The sequence below is a fragment of the Streptomyces sp. NPDC013317 genome, from assembly GCF_055563155.1.
The window spans coordinates 230,045-253,010 of sequence record NZ_JBVHDX010000010.1 but is presented as its reverse complement, the minus strand read 5'-3'; the positions used below and the strand labels follow the sequence as shown (position 1 = coordinate 253,010).

Annotated in this window: 20 protein-coding genes and 1 pseudogene; 8 read left to right on the top strand and 13 right to left on the bottom strand. The window is 72.2% G+C overall.

The features are described from left to right. Positions 1–71: 71 nt before the first annotated feature. Complete coding sequence (locus ACZ3IJ_RS25705; RefSeq protein WP_467471839.1) at positions 72–1,808, bottom strand: amidase; 1,737 nt, start codon at positions 1,806–1,808, stop codon at positions 72–74. A 175-nt stretch (positions 1,809–1,983) separates the two neighbouring features. Between ACZ3IJ_RS25705 and ACZ3IJ_RS25700 the strand changes: the two genes are divergently transcribed. Continuing rightward, positions 1,984–2,706, top strand: a complete 723-nt coding sequence (locus ACZ3IJ_RS25700; RefSeq protein ID WP_467471837.1) for a TetR/AcrR family transcriptional regulator — start codon at positions 1,984–1,986, stop codon at positions 2,704–2,706. A 72-nt stretch (positions 2,707–2,778) separates the two neighbouring features. Here ACZ3IJ_RS25700 and ACZ3IJ_RS25695 read toward each other — a convergent pair whose 3' ends face one another. Together ACZ3IJ_RS25695 and ACZ3IJ_RS25690 are read right to left on the bottom strand one after the other, a co-directional pair. Further along, positions 2,779–2,997 (bottom strand): DUF6243 family protein, encoded by a 219-nt coding sequence (locus tag ACZ3IJ_RS25695; protein WP_467471835.1) that lies wholly within the window; start codon positions 2,995–2,997, stop codon positions 2,779–2,781. A gap of 81 nt (positions 2,998–3,078) precedes the next feature. Then, complete coding sequence (locus ACZ3IJ_RS25690; RefSeq protein ID WP_467471833.1) at positions 3,079–4,206, bottom strand: magnesium and cobalt transport protein CorA; 1,128 nt, start codon at positions 4,204–4,206, stop codon at positions 3,079–3,081. A 158-nt stretch (positions 4,207–4,364) separates the two neighbouring features. Here ACZ3IJ_RS25690 and ACZ3IJ_RS25685 point away from each other — a divergent pair, with 158 nt between their 5' ends. Beyond that, positions 4,365–5,486, top strand: a complete 1,122-nt coding sequence (locus ACZ3IJ_RS25685) for a winged helix DNA-binding domain-containing protein (RefSeq protein WP_467471831.1) — start codon at positions 4,365–4,367, stop codon at positions 5,484–5,486. 87 nt (positions 5,487–5,573) lie between these two features. Here ACZ3IJ_RS25685 and ACZ3IJ_RS25680 read toward each other — a convergent pair whose 3' ends face one another. Beyond that, the gene (locus ACZ3IJ_RS25680) at positions 5,574–6,476 is read right to left on the bottom strand and encodes a helix-turn-helix transcriptional regulator (protein ID WP_467471829.1); all 903 of its coding nucleotides are present in this window, start codon (positions 6,474–6,476) and stop codon (positions 5,574–5,576) included. 91 nt (positions 6,477–6,567) lie between these two features. On the opposite strand from ACZ3IJ_RS25680, the gene ACZ3IJ_RS25675 reads away from it, so the two are divergent. After that, the gene (locus tag ACZ3IJ_RS25675) at positions 6,568–8,244 is read left to right on the top strand and encodes an AMP-binding protein (RefSeq protein ID WP_467471827.1); all 1,677 of its coding nucleotides are present in this window, start codon (positions 6,568–6,570) and stop codon (positions 8,242–8,244) included. Beyond that, complete coding sequence (locus ACZ3IJ_RS25670; protein ID WP_467471826.1) at positions 8,241–9,824, top strand: AMP-binding protein; 1,584 nt, start codon at positions 8,241–8,243, stop codon at positions 9,822–9,824. The genes ACZ3IJ_RS25675 and ACZ3IJ_RS25670 overlap by 4 nt, the downstream gene beginning before the upstream one ends. A gap of 64 nt (positions 9,825–9,888) precedes the next feature. Here the strand turns inward: ACZ3IJ_RS25670 and ACZ3IJ_RS25665 are convergent, their stop codons facing one another. From ACZ3IJ_RS25665 to ACZ3IJ_RS25650, 4 genes and pseudogenes are all read right to left on the bottom strand, one after another. Continuing rightward, positions 9,889–10,515, bottom strand: coding sequence for a GNAT family N-acetyltransferase (locus tag ACZ3IJ_RS25665; protein WP_467471823.1), 627 nt, complete (start codon positions 10,513–10,515; stop codon positions 9,889–9,891). Between the two features lie 22 nt (positions 10,516–10,537). After that, the gene (locus tag ACZ3IJ_RS25660; RefSeq protein WP_467471820.1) at positions 10,538–11,377 is read right to left on the bottom strand and encodes a TIGR04222 domain-containing membrane protein; all 840 of its coding nucleotides are present in this window, start codon (positions 11,375–11,377) and stop codon (positions 10,538–10,540) included. Between the two features lie 95 nt (positions 11,378–11,472). Beyond that, complete coding sequence (locus ACZ3IJ_RS25655; RefSeq protein ID WP_467471818.1) at positions 11,473–12,048, bottom strand: hypothetical protein; 576 nt, start codon at positions 12,046–12,048, stop codon at positions 11,473–11,475. A 77-nt stretch (positions 12,049–12,125) separates the two neighbouring features. After that, positions 12,126–12,554: pseudogene (locus ACZ3IJ_RS25650) on the bottom strand (hypothetical protein); the annotation flags it as partial. A 963-nt stretch (positions 12,555–13,517) separates the two neighbouring features. On the opposite strand from ACZ3IJ_RS25650, the gene gcl reads away from it, so the two are divergent. Beyond that, positions 13,518–15,305: a glyoxylate carboligase gene (gene gcl, locus ACZ3IJ_RS25645; RefSeq protein ID WP_467471816.1), complete on the top strand. Its 1,788-nt coding sequence runs from the start codon at positions 13,518–13,520 to the stop codon at positions 15,303–15,305. A gap of 9 nt (positions 15,306–15,314) precedes the next feature. On the opposite strand, the gene ACZ3IJ_RS25640 is transcribed toward gcl, so the two are convergent. Further along, positions 15,315–16,334, bottom strand: a complete 1,020-nt coding sequence (locus ACZ3IJ_RS25640) for a transcriptional regulator (protein ID WP_467471814.1) — start codon at positions 16,332–16,334, stop codon at positions 15,315–15,317. Positions 16,335–16,406: 72 nt separating this feature from the next. Between ACZ3IJ_RS25640 and ACZ3IJ_RS25635 the strand changes: the two genes are divergently transcribed. Continuing rightward, on the top strand, positions 16,407–17,609 hold the full coding sequence (locus ACZ3IJ_RS25635) for an MFS transporter (RefSeq protein WP_467471812.1): 1,203 nt from the start codon (positions 16,407–16,409) through the stop codon (positions 17,607–17,609). On the opposite strand, the gene ACZ3IJ_RS25630 is transcribed toward ACZ3IJ_RS25635, so the two are convergent. From ACZ3IJ_RS25630 to ACZ3IJ_RS25615, 4 genes are all read right to left on the bottom strand, one after another. Beyond that, positions 17,545–18,210, bottom strand: a complete 666-nt coding sequence (locus ACZ3IJ_RS25630; RefSeq protein WP_467471810.1) for an HNH endonuclease — start codon at positions 18,208–18,210, stop codon at positions 17,545–17,547. The two genes, ACZ3IJ_RS25635 and ACZ3IJ_RS25630, sit on opposite strands and share 65 nt — an antisense overlap. A gap of 461 nt (positions 18,211–18,671) precedes the next feature. Next, positions 18,672–20,129 (bottom strand): catalase, encoded by a 1,458-nt coding sequence (locus ACZ3IJ_RS25625; protein ID WP_467471808.1) that lies wholly within the window; start codon positions 20,127–20,129, stop codon positions 18,672–18,674. 190 nt (positions 20,130–20,319) lie between these two features. Further along, positions 20,320–21,210, bottom strand: a complete 891-nt coding sequence (locus ACZ3IJ_RS25620) for a 2-hydroxy-3-oxopropionate reductase (protein WP_467471806.1) — start codon at positions 21,208–21,210, stop codon at positions 20,320–20,322. A 133-nt stretch (positions 21,211–21,343) separates the two neighbouring features. Next, a complete protein-coding gene (locus ACZ3IJ_RS25615) occupies positions 21,344–22,177 on the bottom strand; it encodes a TIM barrel protein (protein ID WP_467471805.1) in 834 nt (277 codons plus the stop codon). Positions 22,178–22,317: 140 nt separating this feature from the next. Between ACZ3IJ_RS25615 and ACZ3IJ_RS25610 the strand changes: the two genes are divergently transcribed. Both ACZ3IJ_RS25610 and ACZ3IJ_RS25605 read left to right on the top strand, forming a co-directional pair. Beyond that, positions 22,318–22,566, top strand: a complete 249-nt coding sequence (locus tag ACZ3IJ_RS25610) for a YkoF family thiamine-binding protein (protein ID WP_352189185.1) — start codon at positions 22,318–22,320, stop codon at positions 22,564–22,566. 44 nt (positions 22,567–22,610) lie between these two features. After that, positions 22,611–22,949 carry a helix-turn-helix domain-containing protein gene (locus tag ACZ3IJ_RS25605; RefSeq protein ID WP_467471916.1) on the top strand — a complete coding sequence of 113 codons (339 nt, stop codon included), beginning with the start codon at positions 22,611–22,613 and terminating at the stop codon, positions 22,947–22,949. Positions 22,950–22,966: the final 17 nt, after the last annotated feature.

The window sequence follows — 22,966 nt, the reverse complement described above, 5'->3', positions numbered from 1 at the left end:
CCGCCAGGCTGTCCGCGCACGCGGAGGAGGGGGCGTGGCCTGCGGCCACGCCCCCTCCTCCGCGCGTCAGGTCACCGCGCGGTCAGGCGCGGCGTGCGCGGCGGCGCCGTGCGTCGGCTGCCGGTCTTCTCGAAGGCCGCAGCGAGGGCCAGCAGGGCGTTGTCGTCGTAGGCGCGGCCCGCGAAGGTCAGCCCGACGGGCATGCCGGTGTCCGTCATGGTGCCCATGGGCACGGTGACGGTCGGGATGCCCAGGTGGCGGGGGACCAGGTTGCCGTTGGCGACCCAGACGCCGTTGCGCCAGCCGAGGTCGGCGGACGCCACGTCGACGTCCATGTCCGCGGGGCCCACGTCGGCCACCGCGGGGAAGACCACCGCGTCCAGGCCCAGTCCGTCCATCCACAGCTCCAGGTCGACGCGGCGCGTCTCCTCCAGTCCGCGCAGTCCCTGCTCGAGGAGCGGCATGTCGGCGAGGGACGCGTACGGGCGCTCGCGCACGAAGCGGGGGTAGTCGCCGATCGTGTCGTCGAAGCCGTCGTACCGGTCGGGCAGTTCGCCCTCCTGCTTGGGCCAGATGCGGTCGCCGTCGACGTCGGCCAGGGTGGAGAGCGCGGGGTCGCCGTTGGCGCGCAGGAAGTCGTCCCAGGCCCAGGCGGAGAGGTCCTCGATCTCGAAGGTGAGGTACTCGCGGCTGACCAGTCCGCGGGTGAGCAGCGAGGGCGCCCCGGGGCGGTCGGACTCGTAGCGGGACACCACGGGGAAGTCGACCTCGACGACCTCGGCGCCGGCGGCCTCGAGGTCGCGGCGGGCGGCTTCCCACAGGGTGATCACCGAGGGGCGGGTGTCGATGCGCTGTCCGGTCTGGCCGCCGATGCCTCCGTCGGGGTTCGTTCCGGCGTCGGGGTCGGCGTTGATGTACATCCGGGGCACGCCGACCCGCTTGCCGGCGAGCGCTTCGGATGCGGCCGCGGCGTCGGCGGGGGCGAGGGCCGGGTAGGAGGCGGGGCGTACCTGGGACGGCGAGGGCAGTGCCACCCACGGCTGTGCGCGCCAGAGGTCCCCGCGGGTGTGCGGGTCGTCGGCGACGACGACGTCGAGCAGTTCGAGCAGGTCGGCCATGGTGCGGGTGTGCGGGACCACGACGTCCATGGTCGGTACGAGCGGCCAGTTGCCACGGACCGAGATCACGCCGCGGCTGGGGGTGTAGGCGCACAGCGCGTTGTTGGAGGCGGGGGCACGGCCCGAGGACCAGGTCTCCTCGCCGAGGCCGAACGCGCCGAAGGAGGCCGCCGTCGCCGTGCCGGAGCCGTTGGAGGAGCCGGAGCCGTAGGCGCTGGTGAGCCAGTCGGCGCTGTACGGGCTCTCCGCGCGGCCGTACACGCCGCGCTGCATGCCGCCGTTCGCCATCGGCGGCATGTTGGTCAGGCCGATCAGGACCGCGCCGCCGGCGCGCAGGCGCTCGATGGCGAAGGCGTCGTGCTGGGCGACGAGGTGCTCGAACGCCGGGGAGCCGGACGCGGCCGTGAGTCCTTCGGCGAGGTAGCTGTCCTTGGCGGTGTACGGGATGCCGTCCAGCGGGCCCAGGGTCTCGCCGCGCGCGCGGCGGGCGTCGGAGGCCTCCGCCTCCGCCCGGGCGCGCGGGTTCATCACGACCATCGCGTTCAGAGCGGTGGCCGTACCGGGCCGGTCGTACGCGTCGATCCGCGCGAGGTAGGCGTCGAGCAGTCCGACCGCGGTCGTCTCGCCCTTCTCCAGCGCTGCGCGCAGGTCGGCGATACAGGTCTCCACGACATCGAATCCGCGCGTCATGTGGGTTTCTCCCGGGTGGTGAGCAGGGCAGGTGGGCCGCTGGCCGTCGGGGCGGCCGGGTACAGCCGGCCGTCACACTCCCCATCACATTAACTAGATTTTCAGTCTAGACTAAGAGTCTAGATTTTCGGAACCTAGACTTGGGGCCTGGATTTCCGGAACCGAAAGCGAGCTCATGGCAACGTCAGAGACCGGACCCGGGCTGCCCGACCGCCTCCTCCGGCCGAAAGGCGTGACCGGGCCGGCGGGCGCCGGGAGCGGCGCCGTCTCGCGGCCCGAGGCCCGGGTCCCGATCGACCGGAAACGTCAGTCCAGCGGGGACGAGGCGCGGGGGAGGGCCATGCAGGCCGCCATCAGCGTCATCGCCGAGAAGGGCACGGCGGCCCTGCGGATGTCGGACATCGCCGAGAGGGCCGGCATGAGCACCGGGCACATCCTCTACCACTTCGGCAAGAAGGACCGGCTCCTGCTCGAAGTCCTCGCCTGGAGCCAGGCGGACCTCTGGACCCGGTTCCGGCAGGCCACCGACCAGGCCGCGTCCCCCGCCGAGAAGCTGGACCTGTTCGTCCGCTTCTACCTCCCCCGCCACCAGGGCGACGAACGCTACGCGCTGTGGACGCAGGTGCTCGCCCAGCGCCACGACGAAGCGGGCCGACGCGTCCTCACCGAGCTGCTGGACGGCTGGGACGAGCGCCTGGAGGCGATCCTTCGCGAGGGGCGGGACCTGGGGCACTTCGCCGACGTGGACCTCCCCGAGTTCACCATCCGGGCCGTGGCCATGCTGAGCGGGCTCGCCGAGGACGTGATGTTCGGCCGCTCCCGCTGGCAGCACACCTCGGCACACGCGTTCGCCCTCGCCGCCCTCGAACGCGAACTGCGCCCTGCCCGTCAGGGCTGACGGCAGGGCCCGGACCGCTGCGTCGCGGTCCGGGCCCTGTCCCGTGCGGTGCCGCCCTGCGGCGGCGGTGCGTCAGCTCTGCGTGGCGTCCTCGCCCGCCTGCCCGGCGGCGGGCTCGGTCGCGCGGGCCTTCTCGCGCATCTTGCGCACCAGCTCCGCCTTCCTGTCGGCGGCGCCCTGCCGGTCGAGGTTGCGGTGCGGACCGTTGTTCTGCCGCTCGGCGCGGGACTGCCTCTTGCGCTGGCCGCCGCCCTGGCCCACGGGGTTGTTGATGTTCTTGCTGTCGGTCACGGGTTCTCCCGGTGGTGAGATGGGTGATACACGGCTCTCGGTCGGCGACCGCTGAGTCGATCAAGCGTTTCGAGGTGCGGCCTACAGCCAGTCCTTCTTCTTGAAGACCACGTACAGACTCGTACACACCACCGCCATCAGCACCACCGCGAACGGATACCCGCCCGCCCAGTGCAGCTCCGGCATGTTGTCGAAGTTCATCCCGTAGATCGTGCCGACCAGGGTGGGGGCGAAGAGGATGGCGGCCCACGAGGAGATCTTCTTGATCTCCTCGTTCTGCTCGAAGCCCGCCTCCGCCAACGCCCGCATCTCCGCGTTCTGCTGCTGTGTCACCAGCGTCGCGTTCACCGTCAGGATCTCCGTCAGGGCCTGGCGGAAGCCGTCCACGCGTTCGCTGGTGTGGGTGACGTGGTCGGCCACGTCGCGGAGGTAGCGCTGGAGTTCCTCGTCCGTGCCGTATTTGGCGAAGCCCGCCATCAGGCCGTGCAGCATGCCCACCAACGGGCGGGTCGCGCGCTGGAACTCGACCATCTCCCGGGAGAGTTCGTAGATGCGGCGCGAGACCGCCGGGTCGCCGCCGAAGACCTCGGTCTCGATCTCGTCGATGTCGTTCTGGACCCCCGCCACCACCGGCGCGTAGCCGTCCACGACCGCGTCGAGGATCGCGTACAGGACCGCCTCCGGGCCGAGGGCCAGCAGATCCGGGTCCTCCTCCATGCGGTGGCGGACGGCCGACAGGTCCGGGGCGGCCCCGTGGCGGACCGTGATCACGAAGTCCCGGCCCACGAAGACGTGCAGCTCGCCGAAGTCGACCTCCTCCTGGGCGTCCAGGTAGCGGGCCGCGCGCAGCACCACGAAGAGCGTGTCCCCGTAGCGCTCCAGCTTCGGCCGCTGATGCGCCTCGAGCGCGTCCTCGACCGCCAGCTCATGGAGGTCGAACTCGCCCGCCAGCGAGTGCAGTTCGGACTCCGTCGGGCGGTGCAGGCCGATCCACGCCATGCCGTCCGGGTGCTCGCGCAGCTGGCGGAACGTCTCGGCCAGCGTCGCGGGGGAGGCGACCTTGCGGCCGTCACGGTACAGCGTCGCCTGCACCACGCTCGGCCGGTCCGCCTGCTCGGAGCCGGGTCCGGACGGCTGCGGCTCCGGGCGCTGCGCCGCCGGCGGTTCCGGTTGGCGGCGCCAGGCTGCGCGGGGGCGACGATCCGACATCGTGGGGTCCATCTCCGTATGCATGATCGGGGCCGGTGGCTCCCAGGAAGGATATACGGGGCGAATTCGAGCGGCTCGGCGGCGGTGGTCCGCAACCGCCGAGCCGGACATCCGTATTGCGGACCATAGCTGTCCGCAAGTCCGGGTAGCGTGCCCGTATGGCCTCCACCTCCACGAACCCGGTCCTCTCCACCCGCGCCCTGGGCCGTGCCACGCTGGCCCGCCAGCTCCTCCTGGAGCCCGCCGCACTCTCCGCCGAGGACGCCGTCTCCCACCTCGTCGGCCTCCAGGCGCAGAACACCAAGCCGCCGTACCACGCCCTCGCCGCCCGTCTCGCCGGCTTCCGGCCCGAGCACCTCTCCGACCTCATGGAGTCCCGCGCGGTCGCCCGGATCGTCACCATGCGCTCCACCATCCACACCCACACCGCCCACGACGTGCTCACGCTGCGGCCCCTCGTCCAGGCCGCCCGCGACCGCGAGCTGACCATGTTCCGCAAGGGCCTCGACGGCGTCGACCTCGACCGGCTCGCCACCCTCTCCCGCGAGCTCGTCGAGGAGGCGCCCCGTACGCCGAAGGAGATCCGCGAGGCGCTCCTCGCCCACTGGCCCGACGCCGACCCCCAGTCGCTCTCGGTCGCCGCCCGCTGCCTCCTGCCGCTCGTCCAGGTCACCCCGCGCGGACTCTGGCGCCGCAGCGGGCAGGTCCGCCTCACCACCGCCGAGAACTGGTTCGGCCGCCCCTCCGAACCCACCCCCGCCCCCGACGCGACGGTCCTGCGCTACCTCGCCGCCTTCGGACCCGCCTCCGTCAAGGACATGCAGACCTGGTGTGGCCTCACCCGCCTCCGCGACGCCTTCGAGCGCCTGCGCCCCGAGCTCCTCACCTTCCGGGACGAGCACGGCGTCGAGCTCTTCGACCTCCCCGACGCCCCCCGCCCCGACGCCGACATCCCGGCCCCGCCGCGCTTCCTCCCCGAGTACGACAACCTCCTCCTCTCCCACGCCGACCGGACGCGCTTCGTCTCCGCCGAGGCCAGGAGCCGCACCTGGAAGGGGAACCAGGCCTTCTCCGTGTTCCTCCTCGACGGCCTCGTCGCCGGGCTGTGGCGCCTGGAGGAGACCAAGGAGCGCACGACGACGACCATCCAGCCCTTCGGCCGCACGACCAAGGCCCAGCGAGCCGCCCTGACGGAGGAGGCCGAGCGCATGGCGGGAGCCGGAGTGTCGGGCGTGGAGGGCGTTCCGTTCGCCGTCGAGTTCGGTGTCGTGGACGCGTAGCGCAGACGCCCCGACGACCGTCGCGCGCTAGGGCAGCAGCCCCGCCGGGTGCCGAGGACGCCCGGATCCCCCCACCACGATCAGCCGCTACGGCAGCAGCCCCGCCCTCCTCGCCGCCACCACCGCCTCCAGGCGCGTGTGCGCCCCCAGCTTCCGCATCGTCGAGCGCAGATAGCCCTTCACCGTCTCCGCGCGCAGCCCCAGCCGCTCCGCCGCCACCGCGTTCGTCGCCCCCGTCGCCACCGCCGCGAGGACGTCCAGCTCGCGGGGCGTCAGCGACACGCCCGCCGGACGCTCCGGGCCCGCCGAGGCCGTCTCCAGGCGGCCGCACACCGCCAGGAGCCGGGCCCGCAGCTCCGGGTCCGTGATCCGTGGGGCCAGTTCGCGCAGCTCGCCGTGCGCCTGGCGGACCTCTTCCCACGACGGCGACGAGGCCCCGCCCGGCCCCGGCTCCAGCCCCGGCTGCGACCCCGGCCCCGCCCCCGGCCCGGGACCACGCCTCGCGGCGTGACCGCCGAGCCCGGGGCCCGCCGCCCGCTCCCGCAGCCCGTCCCGGACCGCCAGCGCCTGCTCCACGTCCCTGGCCGCCGACACCGCCGCGTCGAGGACGCGCTCACCCAGCGGCAGCGCGTCCCGCAGCGCGCCGTACAGCACTCCCCGCACCTTCCGCCGTACGACCACGGGCACGGCGATCACCGAGCGGAGCCCCTCGGTCGAGACCGGACCGTCGTACTCGTGCGTGATGTGCCGCGCCGACGGATAGTCGACGACCGCGCAGGGCCGCGACAGCGCCAGGCACTTCCCGCCGAGCCCGCTGCCCGTCGAGATCGCGAGCCCCCGCAGGGCGGGCGTCAGGGCTCCGTTCAGCTCCGCGATCCGCAGCCGGCGGCCGTCGTGCAGCAGACCGCCGAAGACGACGGCGAGGCCGGTGGTGCGGCGCATCCGCGCCAGCGCCGCCCGCAACTCCACCGATTCGATCCGCTCGGTCACGCGACCACTCCTTCACCCCCGAACGGGGGTAGTGAGACCTGGGTCACTGATTACACGATGTCCGTGACCGGAACCGCAACGAGGAGGACACATGACGGCCACCACCGCGACGGAGAGGTTCCGGGCAGCCCGCGACTTCCTGCTCCAGCACCGGGAGGACTACGAGACGGCGTACGAGGGCTTCGCCTGGCCCCGCCCCGACCGGTTCAACTGGGCCCTCGACTGGTTCGACGTCATCGCCGCGGGTAACGACGGGACCGCGCTGCACATCGTCGAGGAGGACGGCACCGAGACGCGGCTGAGCTTCGCGGAGATGTCCGTACGCTCCCACCGGGCCGCCAACTGGCTGCGCGCACAGGGGGTACGGGCCGGTGACCGGATCATCGTCATGCTCGGCAACCAGGCCGAGCTGTGGGAGACCGCGCTCGCCGCGATGAAGCTACGGGCCGTCGTCATCCCCGCCACCCCGCTCCTCGGCCCCGCCGATCTGCGCGACCGCGTCGAACGCGGGCGGGCCCGGCATGTGATCGTGCGCGCCGAGGACACCGCCAAGTTCGACGACGTACCGGGGGACTACACCCGGATCGTCGTCGGGGGCGAGCGCGCGGGCTGGGCTCCGTACGAGGGCGCGTACGACGAGTCCGGGAGCTTCGAACCCGAGGGCGTCACACGCGCCGACGACCCGCTGATGCTGTACTTCACCTCCGGCACCACCGCTCGCCCCAAGCTGGTCGAGCACACCCACACCTCGTACCCCGTCGGCCATCTGGCGACCATGTACTGGATCGGCCTCAAGCCCGGCGACGTGCACCTGAACATCTCCTCGCCGGGATGGGCCAAGCACGCCTGGTCCAACCTGTTCGCGCCGTGGAACGCCGAGGCGACCGTCTTCATCCACAACTACACGCGCTTCGACCCGGCCCGCCTCATGGCCGAGATGGAGCGGAACGGCGTCACCAGCTTCTGTGCGCCGCCGACCGTATGGCGCATGCTCATCCAGGCCGACCTCACGCAGCTGAGGCAGCCGCCGCGCGAGGTCGTCGCGGCCGGCGAGCCGCTCAACCCCGAGGTCATCGAGACCGTGCGCCGGGCGTGGGGCGTCACGATCCGCGACGGCTTCGGTCAGACGGAGACCGCCGTCCAGGTCTCCAACAGCCCCGGCCAGCGCCTGAAGGAGGGCTCGATGGGGCGTCCGAGCCCCGGCTTCCGGGTCACGCTCGTCGACCCGGTGAGCGGGAAGGCGGACGTCGAGGAGGGTGAGATCTGCCTCGACCTGTCGAACGACCCGGTGGGCCTGATGACCGGGTACCACGGCGACCCCGAGCGCACGGCCGAGGCGATGGCGGGCGGCTACTACCGCACCGGTGACATCGGCTCCCGCGACGCCGAGGGGTACATCACCTACGTCGGGCGGGCCGACGACGTCTTCAAGGCCAGCGACTACAAGATCAGCCCCTTCGAGCTGGAGAGCGCGCTCCTGGAACACGAGGCGGTGGCCGAGGCGGCCGTCGTCCCGGCCCCCGATCCGCTGCGGCTCGCCGTCCCGAAGGCGTACGTCGTCCTCGCGGAGGGCTGGGAGCCGGGGGAGGAGACGGCACGGGCCCTCTTCGCCCACTCGCGCGCCGTGCTCGCCCCGTACAAGCGGCTGCGGCGCATCGAGTTCGCCGAGCTGCCGAAGACGGTATCGGGCAAGATCCGGCGGATCGAACTGCGCGAGCGTACGGCGAAGGGCGAGGGCACGGAGTACGCGGAAGGGGACCTCGCATGAGCCTCTCCTACGCGCACGGCGCGAGCCCCACCCCGCTCCTCGGCGACACGATCGGCGCGAACCTCGACCGGGCGGTCGCGACCTGGCCGGAGCGCGAGGCGCTCGTCGACGTGGCCACCGGACGCCGCTGGACGTACGCACGGTTCGGCGCGGACGTCGAGCGGCTGGCGGACGCGCTGCTCGGCAGCGGGGTGGCCAAGGGCGACCGGGTGGGGATCTGGGCGGTGAACTGCGCCGAGTGGGTGCTCGTCCAGTACGCCACCGCCCGCATCGGCGCCGTCATGGTCACCATCAACCCCGCATACCGAGCCCATGAGTTGGAGTACGTGCTCCGGCAGGCGGGGATCTCGATGCTCTTCGCCTCGCTCACACACAAGTCCAGTGACTACCGGGCGATGGTCGAGCAGGTCGAGGGCGACTGCCCGGAGCTGCGGGAGACCGTCTACTTCGGCGACGCCGGATGGGACGACCTGCTCAGCCGTACGGCCGGAGAGCTGCGCCCGGCCGCGCTCTCCTGCGACGAGCCCGTCAACATCCAGTACACCTCGGGCACGACGGGGTTCCCCAAGGGAGCGACCCTCTCCCACCACAACATCCTCAACAACGGTTACTTCGTGGGCGAGATGATCGCCTACTCGGAGCAGGACCGGATCTGCATCCCGGTGCCCTTCTACCACTGCTTCGGCATGGTGATGGGAAACCTGGCGGCGACCTCGCACGGCGCCTGCATGGTGATCCCCGCCCCGTCCTTCGACCCCGCGGCCACGCTCCGCGCGGTCCAGGAGGAGCGGTGCACCTCGCTGTACGGCGTACCGACGATGTTCATCGCCGAGCTGGGCCTCCCCGACTTCGCCTCGTACGACCTCTCCTCCCTGCGCACGGGCATCATGGCGGGCTCGCCGTGCCCGGTGGAGGTGATGAAGCGGGTCGTCGCCGAGATGAACATGGCGGAGGTGTCCATCTGCTACGGCATGACGGAGACCTCGCCCGTCTCCACCCAGACGCGCCGCGACGACGACCTGGAGCGCCGGACGGGCACGGTCGGCCGCGTCCTGCCGCACGTGGAGGTGAAGATCGTCGATCCGTCCACCGGCCTCACCGTGGAGCGCGGGGAGGCGGGCGAGCTGTGCACCCGCGGCTACGGCGTGATGCTCGGCTACTGGAACGAGCCGGACAAGACCTCCGAGGCGATCGACCCGGGCCGCTGGATGCACACCGGCGACCTCGCGGTGATGCGCGAGGACGGCTACGTCCAGATCGTCGGCCGGATCAAGGACATGATCATCCGCGGCGGTGAGAACGTGTACCCGAGGGAGATCGAGGAGTTCCTCCACGGGTACGACAAGATCGCCGACGTCCAGGTCGTCGGCGTCCCCGACTCTCGCTACGGCGAGGAGATCCTGGCCTGCGTGATCCCGCGCGACCCCACGGATCCGCCCAGCCTGGACGACATCGCCGCGTACTGCCGTGACCGGCTGGCGCACTACAAGATCCCGCGCCGGGTGGAGGTCCTCGCCGAGTTCCCGATGACGGTGAGCGGGAAGGTGCGGAAGGTGGAGCTGCGGCAGCGGTACGGGTGAGGGCGGAGCCCCCGCGCGGGGCGTGCCCCGGGCCGGAGTGGCCCCCTGCGGCCTTCCCCCGGTGTCACGGGGAGGGTGCCCGGTCCGGGGCTCGCCCCTGCGCTCGCTCCGGGGCCGGCGCCCGCTCCGGGGCCGGCGCCCGCTGCGGCGGCGGGACGGCGTGGGGTGCGGGCGCCGCCGCCAGCTCGCGGCGCATGCAGACCCGGGGCCAGGTCGCCAGACCGTGGGCGGCCTCGGCCAGCTGGATGGCGCGCAGGCCGGCGGTGAGCTCCGGGTCGGACTCGGCGAGCGGACGGAAGCCGAGACGGGTGTAGTACGGGGCGTTCCAGGGGACCTCGGTGAAGGTCGTCAGGGTCAGCGCCGTGAGACCCCACCCGGCCGCCTCCACGGCGAGGTGCTCGATGAGGGCGCGCCCGATGCCCCGGTGGGCGGCGTCCGGGTGCACGGAGACCTGCTCGATGTGGGCGGCGCCGTCGACGGTGTCGGCCAGCAGGTAGGCGACCGGGTGGTCGGCCTCGTCGGCGGCCACCCAGGCGCGGCCGGCCAGGCGGTAGGCGTCCAGGACGTCCAGCGGCAGGGGCTCGTCGTCTGCGATGACCGCCATGCCCAGGGAACGGAAGGGTTCGCCCGCGGCGCGCTCGATGTCCTGGAGCAGCGGGAGTTCGGCCGGTGCGGCCGCTCTGATGCGCATACGACGAGTATGGCGCGCGACCTCAGTCCGAGCCCCCTCCTGCGCCGCCTGCTCCGCTCCCGCCGCCGGGCTCGCCGCCGGTGCCGCCGACCGTGTCCCCGCCGCCGAACCAGCTGCGGCCGGTCGCGTAGCCGTCCGAGCCGCCGCCCCGGCCGAGCAGCCCGCCGTCGCGGGAGAACCGGGGGAGGAACAGGGCGAGCGCGGGGTCACCGTAGAGGGCGACGTACAGCAGCACCAGGTTGCCGTCCGTCACCTCGCGCCGATGCGCGGGCAGCGGGTGCCGCTCGCGGAGCCCGGCGAGGAGCCGGCGGGCGGCGCGGGTCGTCGGCGGCAGGAAGAGCAGGGCGAGCGCGGCACCGGCCGGTCCGGCACCGAGGGTGAGCGCGAGCGCGAGCCCCGAGCCGGACGGGCCGGTGACGACCAGGCCCGCCACCACTGTGACCACCGCGCCCACGAGCAGCGTGCGCGCGACGAGCAGGCGCCCCGGCGGGCGGAGCAGCCCGTCCCGGCCGAGTTCGGCCCGTAGAGCGTCCACGGCGCGCCGGGCCCGCGGCTGCGAGACCAGGACACGCAACCCCAGGGCACGGCGCAGCGAACCGTGCACGCCCAGCTGCACGGGATCACGAGTGCGGCCGGGGCCGCCGTTGGCCCGAATCGTTCCCTTGCGGCCGGCCGCGACCGCCCCGCGCTGGTGCAGCGCGACGAGGGCCACGACGACCACCGCCCGCCGTCCGCCCCTGAGCAACGCCAGTGCCTGCGGGGCGAGTTCGGTCCGCTGCGGGCTGCGCGTTCGCAACAGGAAGAGCGCGCAGAGCAGTTGCGCGCAGGACGCGCCGATGAACCACCACGTGTCCGCCCCCATGACGCAACACCCCCCGAGGGTGTTGTGCCCGGCGTAGGGTGATCATCACGCGTGAATGGCCGAAATCTGAGGTTAATTTGAGCTGAGGGCCGGCCTCAGAGCTTCCCCCACACCCGGACGACCCGATGGCCGCCGAGCGCGGCGGCGAAGGCGTCGAGGAAGCGCGGGTCGAACTCGCTCCAGTCCCAGAACTCGAAACCGAGGTACCCGAAGGCGTAGAAGTCGTCGGCCCAGGTCCAGGCGGTCAGTTCACCGGCCCGGCCGCAGTGGACGCAGTCGACCGCGGCCGATCCCGTCGCGTGCCAGGTCGCCATGGCCCGGTCGAAGGGCTCCGACGCACCCTCCACCTGGTCCCAGTCGTCGGTGTAGAGCGTGGTCCGCGCGGCGCAGTGCGGGCAGGTGGCGTACTGGGCGTCGCCCTGGCCGCCGTGGAAGGCCGTGCGCCCGACCTCGATCCGCAGGCCGCCGCCCGGATCCCAGTCCTCGATCGCCACGGCCGCCGCCCAGCGCGGCCCGGGCGGATGCCCGAGGGGCGCGCCGAGCACGCAGTCGGCCGGCTCGGCCAGGACGATCCCCTCCGTGACGAGCCAGTCCAGGGCGCGCAGGGCGAGCGTGGGGGCCTCCGCGGCGGTGGCGTCGAGATCGACGACGGTCTGGAAGTGGTTTCCCATGCCCGCGACCGTAGTGGGTCCCACCGACAGCGTTCGGGGGGATCCTCGGCGCGGATCAGGCTCCGGGCGCCCGGAGCCTACGCGCCGGTGGCGATCAGTTCGTCGGCCGGGGTGTTGACGGGCTGGGGCGTGCCGGTGAGGTCCAGGACGAAGAGCGGTATGCCCAGCTCGTCGGCGCGGGAGCGGGCTTCCGGGGTGTAGCCGGCGAGGGAGAAGAACACGCTCACGGCCGCGTTGCTGAGACCGTTGAGCCAGAGGCACTCGACGGCGCGCAGGGCGGCGGGGCGGGTGCTCGGGTCGACCTGGGCGACGAGCCCGGGGGCCCGGAGGTCGACGCCGGACGCGGACCGCTCCTCGGGCTGGACGACGTCCCGGAACCCCAGCCAGCGCAGATACCCGGCCGAGGTGGCGACCGCGTCCCGGGCCGTACGGATGGTCATCGGCCGGAACGACGGCCTCGGCGGTGCCGGGTGCGCGGCGGTGGGCGGCAGCGGTATGTGGGCGGGGTAGCGCTCGGCGAAGGAGCGGTGCCCGCTCGTTCCGGGTGTGGCGTGGGCGCGGCTCTCGGAGGGTCCGGCCGGCGGATGCGGGTCGCCCCCGAGGCCGGCGTCCTCGCCGCCCGCGCGGCCCGGCGGCGTGCGCCCGGCGCCGCCGACGTCTCCGATCCCGCCGGTACCGCCCGTGCCGCTGCCGGTACCGCCCGTCTCGCCTGTCGTGCCCCTCGGCGTGAACCAGCCGCCCGGCGCCGGTTCCGCGTCGCCGCGCGGCTCGGCGCCCGTCTCGTGGCCGGGCTCGTGATCGGTTCCGTGGTCGGTCTCCGGCCACCCGTCCAGGGCGGCCGCGTCCGTGGCCGGGCCCGCGACCCGGCCGCGCGGCCAGGCGCCCGTGTCGGCGCCCGCGCCCTGGCTCGTGGCGCCGCCCGTCGCCGTACCCGCCGTCGCGCCCGGTCCCGGGCCCGTACCGCCGCCCGCCGCGTGGCCGCCGTCCGGCGGACTCACAGGAACCCGCAGGACCGTGCCGCAGCTGCAGCCGAGCTCCGGGTGGGGCCATTCGTCCTCACGGCCGCAGGCGGCGCAGCGGACCGTGACCCACTCGTCCGTCCAGTTGCGGTGCGTGACCGGCTCGCCCGTCGCCCCCGTGAGCAGCGGCGGCACGACCGGGGTGCCGCACGCGCAGGGGAAGACGGGAGCCGCGTACGGCTGTGTACGGAGGCATTCCGGGCACCGCACCGGAACCGAGTCACCCACACCGAACCCCACGCCGAACCCCCTGTCTTCCCGACCCCATCGTCCACCAATCCGCCACGCGAGGGGAGTGAGTTCGGCCAACGTCCGACCTCACTCCCTTGACGACTCTCGGCCCCCCGACCTACATTGCTTCCACATAGTAGAACAATACTTCCGCAATACGGAAACGAGCCACGAGCCGGTGGCGCACCCGTTTCCGCCTGGCCGAAGCAGGAGCCCTCCATGCCTCGTATGACCGCCGCCGCAGCGGCCGTTGAGATCCTCAAGCGCGAAGGCGTCACCAACGCGTTCGGCGTGCCCGGCGCGGCGATCAACCCCTTCTACCGCGAGCTCAAGAACGTGGGCGGCATCGCCCACACCCTCGCCCGCCACGTCGAGGGCGCCTCCCACATGGCCGAGGGCTACACCCGTGCCAAGGCGGGCAACATCGGTGTCTGCATCGGTACCTCCGGCCCCGCCGGAACCGACATGATCACCGGCCTGTACTCCGCGATCGCGGACTCGATCCCGATCCTGTGCATCACCGGCCAGGCCCCGGTCTCGAAGCTCCACAAGGAGGACTTCCAGGCCGTCGACATCGCCACGATCGCCAAGCCCGTCACCAAGGCCGCCACCACGGTCCTGGAGGCCGCGCAGGTCCCCGGCGTCTTCCAGCAGGCGTTCCACCTGATGCGCTCCGGCCGTCCCGGCCCGGTCCTCATCGACCTGCCGATCGACGTCCAGCTGACCGAGATCGAGTTCGACCCGGAGACGTACGAGCCGCTGCCGGTCTACAAGCCGCAGGCCACTCGTGCGCAGGCCGAGAAGGCCCTGAACTTCCTCCTGGAGTCCGAGCGCCCCCTGATCGTCGCCGGTGGCGGCATCATCAACGCCGACGCCTCCGACCTGCTGGTCGAGTTCGCCGAGCTGACGAACATCCCCGTCATCTCCACCCTCATGGGCTGGGGCACCATCCCGGACGACCACGCGCTGGCCGCCGGCATGGTCGGCGTCCAGACCGCGCACCGCTACGGCAACGCCACGTTCCTGGAGTCGGACTTCGTCCTGGGCATCGGCAACCGCTGGGCCAACCGTCACACCGGTTACAACATGGAGGCCTACACCAAGGGCCGGAAGTTCGTCCACGTCGACGTCGAGCCGACCCAGCTCGGCAAGATCTTCGCCCCGGACTACGGCATCGCCTCCGACGCCAAGGCCGCCCTGGAGCTCTTCGTCGCGATCGCCAAGGAGTGGAAGGCCGCGGGCAAGCTCCCCGACTTCTCCGCCTGGGCCGACTCCGCGCAGGAGCGCAAGGCCACCCTGCAGCGCCGTACGCACTTCGACAACATCCCGATGAAGCCGCAGCGCGTCTACGAGGAGATGAACAAGGCCTTCGGCCCGGACACGCGCTACGTCACCACCATCGGTCTCTCGCAGATCGCGGCCGCGCAGTTCCTGCACGTCTACAAGCCGCGCCACTGGATCAACTGCGGCCAGGCCGGCCCGCTCGGCTGGACCATCCCGGCCGCCATCGGTGCCGCCACCGCGGACCCGGAGACCCCGGTCGTCGCCCTCTCCGGCGACTACGACTTCCAGTTCATGATCGAGGAGCTGGCGGTCGCCGCCCAGCACAAGGTCCCCTACGTCCACGTCCTCGTGAACAACGCCTACCTGGGCCTGATCCGTCAGGCGCAGGGCGGCCTGGGGATCAACTTCGAGGTCAACCTCGAGTTCGAGAACATCAACACCCCGGAGATCGGCGTCTACGGCGTCGACCACGTCAAGGTCGCCGAGGGCCTGGGCGTCAAGGCGATCCGCGTCGAGGACCCGAGCAAGCTGGGCGAGGCGCTGGAGCAGGCCAAGAAGATGGCCGTCGAGTTCCAGGTCCCGGTCGTCGTCGAGGCGATCCTGGAGCGCATCACCAACATCGCGATGTCCAAGACGGTCGACATGAGCGACGTCACCGAGTTCGAGGAGCTCGCGACGGAGCCCGGCCACGCGCCGACCGCGATCAAGGCCCTGAAGGTCTGATCCACCCCGTCACCGAACGGCCCCCGCCCCGCGAGCACCGGAGCGGGGGCCGTTCCGTGCGCCCTGCGCCCGGACCAGCGTCGCCCCGGCCTCCGTCCAGTCGTAGAGGACCGAGCGGCCCGCCCTCCTCCGCCGTACCAGCCGGGCGTCGAGCAGCACCTTCAGATGCCGCCCCACCGACCCCAGCCCCTGTCCCGTCAGCGCCACCAACTGGCTGGTGGACAGAGGGGATTCCAAGCGGACGAGCACCCCGGCCCGTGCACTCCCGAGCAGCGCGCCGAGCGCCTCGGGCACGGCAGGGCCGTCCGTCCCGGCCAGGGCCCCGGCGCACGGGTAGACGATCGCGAACCGCTCCGCACCCTCCCAGGACACCCATCCCCGGCTCGGCGTGACCGGTACGAGCACCAGCTGCCCGCCCGCGACCGAACGTGGCGGAAAGTCGCGGGAGTTGACCTGGAGGCGGCCGTCACCCAGCCAGCGCGTCCGGCCCGGGTTCAGCTCGTCCAGGGCGGCCGCCCAGCCCTCCCTGGTCAGCCGTGCCGTGCGCGCCAGCACATCGGCCTCCAGGATCCGCCGGCGCCGGGGCCAGGTCGGCAGGACCGTCTCCCGCCACACCCAGGCGAGCAACTCCGCCATCCGGTGCGGGAGATCGGTCGCCGAGGCCAGCGGCTCGGGGACCGGCCCGCCGAGCGACACCGCCAGGTCCGCCACGGCTGCCGCGGGCGGTGTCCCGCGGATCCGGGTCAGCTCCTCCTCGAAGCTCCGCTCGCCGTCGCCCACCGGTGTCGGAGTCACGAAGTCGGCGTTCCACGAGGTGCCGAGCGCCGCCGGGACGAGCAGCGTGTCGACCGGGTCGGCGGCCAACCGGGCCCGGTAGGCGGGCAGATGGGCCTCCAGCCACGCCCGCTCGCCGGGATGGGCGGCCGACCTGAGATCCAGCGTCTGGAGCGCGGCGGTCGTCTCGGCCAGCGGTGAGAGCAGGAACCTGCTCCCCGCGATCGCGTCCGCGTCGATCTGCCACCAGCCCATGCTCCGCCCCCTAGTTTCGCCCCTCCGCGAAACAATAACGGCCCTCCCGCCGACCCCCGCAGACTCCGCCGCATGCGCAGCTACCGCGAACTCTTCCGTGTCCCCGAGTTCACCCCGCTCTTCCTCACCGGCTCCGTCCAGGTCGCCGCCCAGACGGTGGCCGGCCTCGGACTGGCCACACTCGTCTACGGCCGGACCGGCTCCCCGCTCCTCTCCTCCCTCGCCCTCTTCGGCCCGGCGCTCGCCCAGCTCCTCGGCGCCGCCACGCTCCTCTCCGCCGCCGACCGGCTCCCGCCGCGCGCCGCGCTCGCCGGGACGGCGCTCTTCCACGCCGTGGCCGGCGCGGCGACGGCCGTCCCGGGACTGCCGGTCGCGGCGGTCTTCGCGATCCTGCTCGCGCAGGGTCTCGTCGGCTCCGTCGGCGGGGGTGTGCGGTACGGGCTCCTCGGCGAGGTCCTGCCCCGCGGGGGCTACCTGCTGGGCCGCTCCGTGCTGAACATGGCGGCCGGAGCCTGCCAGATCACCGGGTTCGCGGCCGGCGGCCTGCTCGTCGCGGTCCTCTCGCCGCCCGGAACCGTCCTCACCGGCGCCGCCCTCCACCTCGCCGCGGCCCTCCTCGCCCGCCTCGGCCTCTCCCGGCGCGCCCCGCGCGCCGGCGGCCGCCCCTCGCCGGCCCAGACCTGGCGGAACAACCGACGGCTGTGGTCCTCGCGGGCCCGCCGCCGGTTGTACCTCGCGCTGTGGGTGCCCAACGGGCTGATCGTGGGCTGTGAGTCGCTCTTCGTGCCGTACGACCCCGAGCGCGCCGGTCTGCTCTTCGCCTGCGGCGCGCTCGGGATGCTCGCGGGGGACACGATCGTCGGCCGGTTCGTCCCGAAGGGCCTCCGCACCCGGCTCGCGGCCCCGCTCCAGGCGCTCCTCGCCGCCCCGTTCCTGTGCTTCGCGCTGGACCCGGGCCTGCCCTGGGCGCTCGCGGCGGTGACCGTCTCCGCGATCGGATACGGCGCGAGCCTGCTGTACCAGGAGCGGTTGACGGCCCTTGTCCCGGACGAGCTGAGCGGTCACGCCCTCGGGCTGCACTCCTCGGGCATGCTCGCCCTCCAGGGGCTGAGCGCGGCGCTGGCCGGCGCCGTCGCCCAGGTCACCTCGCCGCGGACGGCGATGGTCGTGCTCGCCCTGGCCTCGCTCGCGGTCACGCTGACGCTCGTCCTCACCGAGGGGCCTTCGAGCGGACCACGACGGTCTCCTCGCAGGGCCCGTCAGCGAACAGCTTGAGGGCATCCACCTCGTCCTTGTCGGCGCTCAGGCCCCAGCGCAGCTTGGTACCGACCCACTCGGCGACGTAGCGGCAGTACTGGGTGGAGGCCGACGGCACCCAGCCGGCCGGGTCACGGCCCGCCTTGTCCTTCTGGCTGCGGGCGGTGACGGCGACGAGCGTGCCGGGGGCGCCCTGGTCGTTGGCGTACTTCTCGCGCCGGGCCGCGGTCCAGGCCGAGGCGCCCGACTCCCAGGCCTCGTCGAGCGAGACGACGTGGTCGACACGGAGCGCGGCGGGGTCGGTGACGGTCTGGCCGTCGTAGTACGAGGTCCACCTGCCGCCCGTCAGGACGCAGCCGGTGCCGGCCTTCGGGGCGTCGACGGCCTCCTCCAGGAGGACCTCCGCGCGGGTGTCGCAGCCGTCCGCCGGGTCGAGGCCGGCGTTCCAGTGCGGGAAGGCGGAGACCTTGTAGCCGGCGGGGTCCTCGACGGCCTCGGTGAGGTCGGCGAGGGCGTCGGGGAAGAGGACGACGTTCGCCGAGAGCGCCGGGGAGGGGACGGCGAGCGGGGACAGGATGAGCGCCAGCGGGGCCAGGCCCCGCACCAGGTTCTTGATCATGTGCGACTGGATAGCGGCGGGGGAGGGGCGCACGGAGGGCGAATCGCGGTGCGCTCGCCCGAGCGGGTGTGGATCTTCACCGCAGAAACGATGCGCTGGGCGCAGGTCCCGGCAGGGACGCGAAAGAGCGCGGAACCAGGGACCGTAAACCTGGTTCCGCGCTCTCGTTGTGCCCGCCCGACGGTGCGAGGCTGGCGCGACAGGACGTTCGCGCCGCCGGGCGGAGTCTTGGGGGGAGGTGGGGCGTTGGGACCGCGGCGACGGCGACGGATGGACCGGGAACCCTTCCTTCAGGTCAAGAAGGGGCCTGGTCCGCCCTTACCACCGCACTGGCTCGTCGTCGCCGCGGTCCTCACGCTGTCCGTACCGCCGGCCACCCCTCATCCGGGCCGTCGGTCCGGACGGCGTACGACATCTGACCTCCCGTCATCTGCCGTACGCGGTCTGGATACCGCCGGGGATCAGTCCTCGCGCAGGGCGCGGACCGCCTCGGCCACGCGCTTGCCGTAGTCCGCGTCGGCGGCGGCGAAGTGCGCGATGTTCTTCTCGATGACGTCCTCGCGGGACACCTGGGACAGACCGCCGGCGATGTTGGCGATCAGACGGCCCTTCTCGGCCTCGGACATCAGGCGGTAGAGCTCGCCGGCCTGGAAGAAGTGGTCGTCCTTGGCGTGCTCGGGCGCTGCGTGGGTGCCGGTCCAGCCGTGGATCGCCAGCGGTGCGGCGAGCGCCTCGTCGGTCTGCGCGGGGCCGGAGTACGAGTTGGGCTCGTAGTTCTTGTCGTGGCGCGAGCCCTGGCGGGTGGCCATGAGGCCGTCGCGGCCGTAGTTGTCGGCGACGGTCGCCTTCGGGGCGTTCACCGGCAGCTGGGTGTGGTTGACACCGAGGCGGTAGCGGTGGGCGTCCGCGTAGGCGAAGAGGCGGCCCTGGAGCATCTTGTCCGGCGAGGGACCGATGCCCGGGACGAAGTTGTTCGGGGAGAACGCGGCCTGCTCGACCTCGGCGAAGACGTTGTCCGGGTTGCGGTCGAGGACCAGTCGGCCCACGCGCTGCAGCGGGTAGTCGGCGTGCGGCCACACCTTGGTGAGGTCGAACGGGTTGAAGCGGTACTCGGCGGCCTCGGCGGCCGGCATGACCTGGACGTACAGGGTCCACGAGGGGTTCACACCGCGCTCGATGGCCTGCAGCAGGTCGGTCTGGTGCGAGTTCGCGTCCTTGCCGACGGTCTCGGCGGCCTGCTCGGCGGAGAGCGAGCGGATGCCCTGGTTCGTCTTGAAGTGGTACTTGACGAAGAAGGCCTCACCCTTCTCGTTCGTCCACTGGTACGTGTGCGAGCCGTAGCCGTTCATGTGACGGTACGAGGCCGGGATGCCGCGGTCGCCCATGAGCCAGGTGATCTGGTGCGTCGCCTCGGGGGCGTGCGCCCAGAAGTCCCAGACGTTGTCCGGCTCCTGCTTGCCCGTGAAGGGGTCGCGCTTCTGGGAGTGGATGAAGTCGGGGAACTTGATCGGGTCCTTGATGAAGAACACCGGGGTGTTGTTGCCGACGAGGTCGTAGTTGCCCTCTTCGGTGTAGAACTTCAGGGCGAAGCCGCGCGGGTCACGGACGGCGTCCGCGCCGCCGAGCGAGTCGGCCACGGTGGAGAAGCGGATGAACGTCTCGGTCCGCTTGCCGACCTCGGAGAGGAAGGCGGCCTTGGTGAAGCCGGTGACGTCGTCGGTGACCTCGAAGTACCCGTACGCGCCGGAGCCGCGGGCGTGGACCACGCGCTCCGGGATCCGCTCACGGTTGAAGCGCGCGAGCTTCTCCAGGAGGTGCTGGTCCTGGAGGAGGATGGGGCCACCGACGCCGGCGGTGGCGGAGTTCTGGTTGTCGGCGACGGGGGCGCCGGACTCGGTCGTAAGCACGCGCTTCGACATCGTGACCTTCCGTACGGGAGCTGCACTGGTGACGGTGTCAGGAGCGTAAGGAGCAGCTGAAGCGAACGTCAACAGTTTGTTGAAAACGAAGGAGGGTGTTCCGGGCGGCGGCGGCGCCTGGGCGCGACAGGACAGGTTGTCAGCGCCGCCGCCGACCGGAAGTCTGGGGCCCCGTGACCGGGGCGCTCGGTCAGACCTGCTGGCCGGAGAGGCGCTCGACGGCGCGCAGCAGGGCCGAGTGGTCCAGGCCGCCGTCACCCTGCGCGCGCAGGGAGGCGACGAGCTGGGCGACGACGGCACCGACCGGGAGGGCCGCACCGACGTTGCGGGCGGCGTCGGTGACGATGCCCATGTCCTTGTGGTGCAGGTCGATCCGGAAGCCGGGCTTGAAGTCCCGGTTCAGGAAGTTGTCCTTCTTGCGGGTCAGGACCGTGGAGCCGGCCAGGCCGCCGTTGAGGACGTCCAGGGCGGCCTGGAGGTCCACGCCGGACTTCTCAAGGAAGACCACGGCCTCGGCGCACGCCTGGATGTTGACGGCGACGATGAGCTGGTTGGCCGCCTTCACGGTCTGGCCGGAGCCGTGCGGACCGCAGAGCACGATGACCTTGCCGAGGGCCTCCAGGATCGGCAGGGCCTCGTCGAAGTCGGCCTGCTCGCCGCCCACCATGATCGAGAGCACGGCCTCGATCGCGCCGGCCTCGCCGCCGGAGACGGGGGCGTCGATGACGCGGATGCCCTTCTCCTTGGCGTTCTTGGCCAGGTCCACGGAGGTCTGCGGGGTGATCGACGACATGTCGACGATCAGCGCGCCCGACTTGGCGTTCTCCAGGATGCCCTCGGGGCCGTAGGAGATGGCCTCGACCTGCGGGGAGGCGGGCACCATCGTGACGATGACGTCGGCGTCCTTGACGGCCTCGGCGATCGACGCGGCGACCGTGCCGCCGGCCGCGGCGAGGCGGTCCAGCTTGTCCTGCTCGAGGGTGTAGCCGGTGACGGAGTAGCCGGCCTTGATCAGGTTCTCGGACATGGGGGAGCCCATGATGCCGAGACCGATCCACGCGATCTTGGGGAGGTTGCTCATTGGGGTACCTCTCGGGGTTGTGCGATGTCAGGGGGAGCTGACGCCCGCGTCGTGGCGCCGGTCGCCGGCCGGTGAGGCCGGGCCGGAGCCACGGGGGGCTCGTGCGGACGGGGGTGTCGGCCCCCGTCCGGCGTCAGCGGGCCGCGCGGGCCTCGGCGGGGAGCCACGCGAAGGACGCGGCGGCCTCGGCGGCCTTGTACTCCAGGCCGACCCAGCCGTCGTAACCGGCCTTCTTGAGCTCGTCGAGCAGCTGCTCCAGGGGGAGCTCGCCGGTGCCCGGCGCGCCGCGGCCCGGGTTGTCGGCGATCTGGACGTGGCCGGTCTTGTCGGCGTACTCCGCGATGACCTGGCTGACGTTCTCGCCGTTCATCGACAGGTGGTAGATGTCGAGGAGGAACTTGGCGTTGCCGAGCCCGGTGGCCTCGTTGACCTTGTCGACGACCTCGATGGCGGCGGGGGCGCTCACCAGCGGGTAGAGCGGCGACTCCGGCTTGTTGAGGGTCTCGACCAGCAGGATCGCGCCGATCCGGTCGGCCGCGCGGGCCGCCAGGACCAGGTTCTCCAGGGCGAGGGCGTCCTGGACCTGCGGGTCGACGCCTTCGACGCGGTTGCCGTAGAGCGCGTTGAGCGCCTTGCAGCCGACCGAGGCGGCGAAGTCGGCCGCCACCTCGATGTTGGCGCGGAAGCGGTCCGACTCCTCACCGGGCACGGAGAGCGCGCCGCGGTCGGGACCCGGCAGCTGCCCGGCGTAGAAGTTGAGGCCCACCAGCTGGGTGCCGGCGTCGTCCAGAGCCTTCTTGAGAGCGTCGAGCTCACTCTGGGCGGGGGTGGCGGTGTCGATCCAGGGCCACCACAGCTCGACCGCCGTGAAGCCCGCCGCGGCGGCGGCCGCGGGGCGCTCCAGGAGCGGGAGTTCCGTGAAGAGGATCGACAGGTTCACATCGAAGCGCTGGTCCGTGTATCCCATGAGGGGCGGCGCTCCTTCCGTATTGCGGAAGTAACTTTCTGTCTGACGGAATGTTGCAAGGGGAGCCGCGCACTTGTCAAGAGGGTCCGGCAGCTCAGGGCTGCCGTCGGTGCCGTTCCGGCCAGTAGCGTGGGGCCATGGTGCGTTTGAGAGTGGAGTTCACGACCGAGCCCTTCGACCTGGACGAGGCGCCGGAGCACGCGGTCGTGGCCCGTGAGGTCATCCAGGCCGCCGACCTGGACGCGGTGGACGTCGGTCCGTTCGGCAACACCGCGGAAGGCGGCTCCGACGAGGTCCTGACCGCCGTCGACGCGCTGCTGCGCAAATCCCTGGCGGCCGGCGCGACCCGCGTCTCCCTCCAGGTCAACGTGATCGGGGAGGAGTCGTGACCGAGCACCCCCTGGTGGCGGCGGTCAAGCCGCTGGTCGACGCGATGGGTGCCGAGATACTCGGTCCCGAGCAGGCCGGTACCGACGACGTGGTGCTCGCCTGGGAGGGTGAGGACGTGATCGCCGTACGGCTTCCCCAGCTCTCGGACTCCCTGGACCACATCCTGGCGGCCATGGAGCGCCGGCACGGGATGCCACTCGCCTCGCTCGACCGCAAGGCGAAGCAGGAGGCGGTTCGGATGCTGGAAGCGCGTGGCGCCTTCTCCGTCCGTCATGGGGTGGAGACGGTGGCCGGGGCACTGGGTGTCAGTCGCTTCACCGTGTACAACTACCTGAACCGGGAGACCGCCCTGAACAGGGAAAAGGCCGCCGGGAACGGTTAGTTGATCATGTGTGGCCG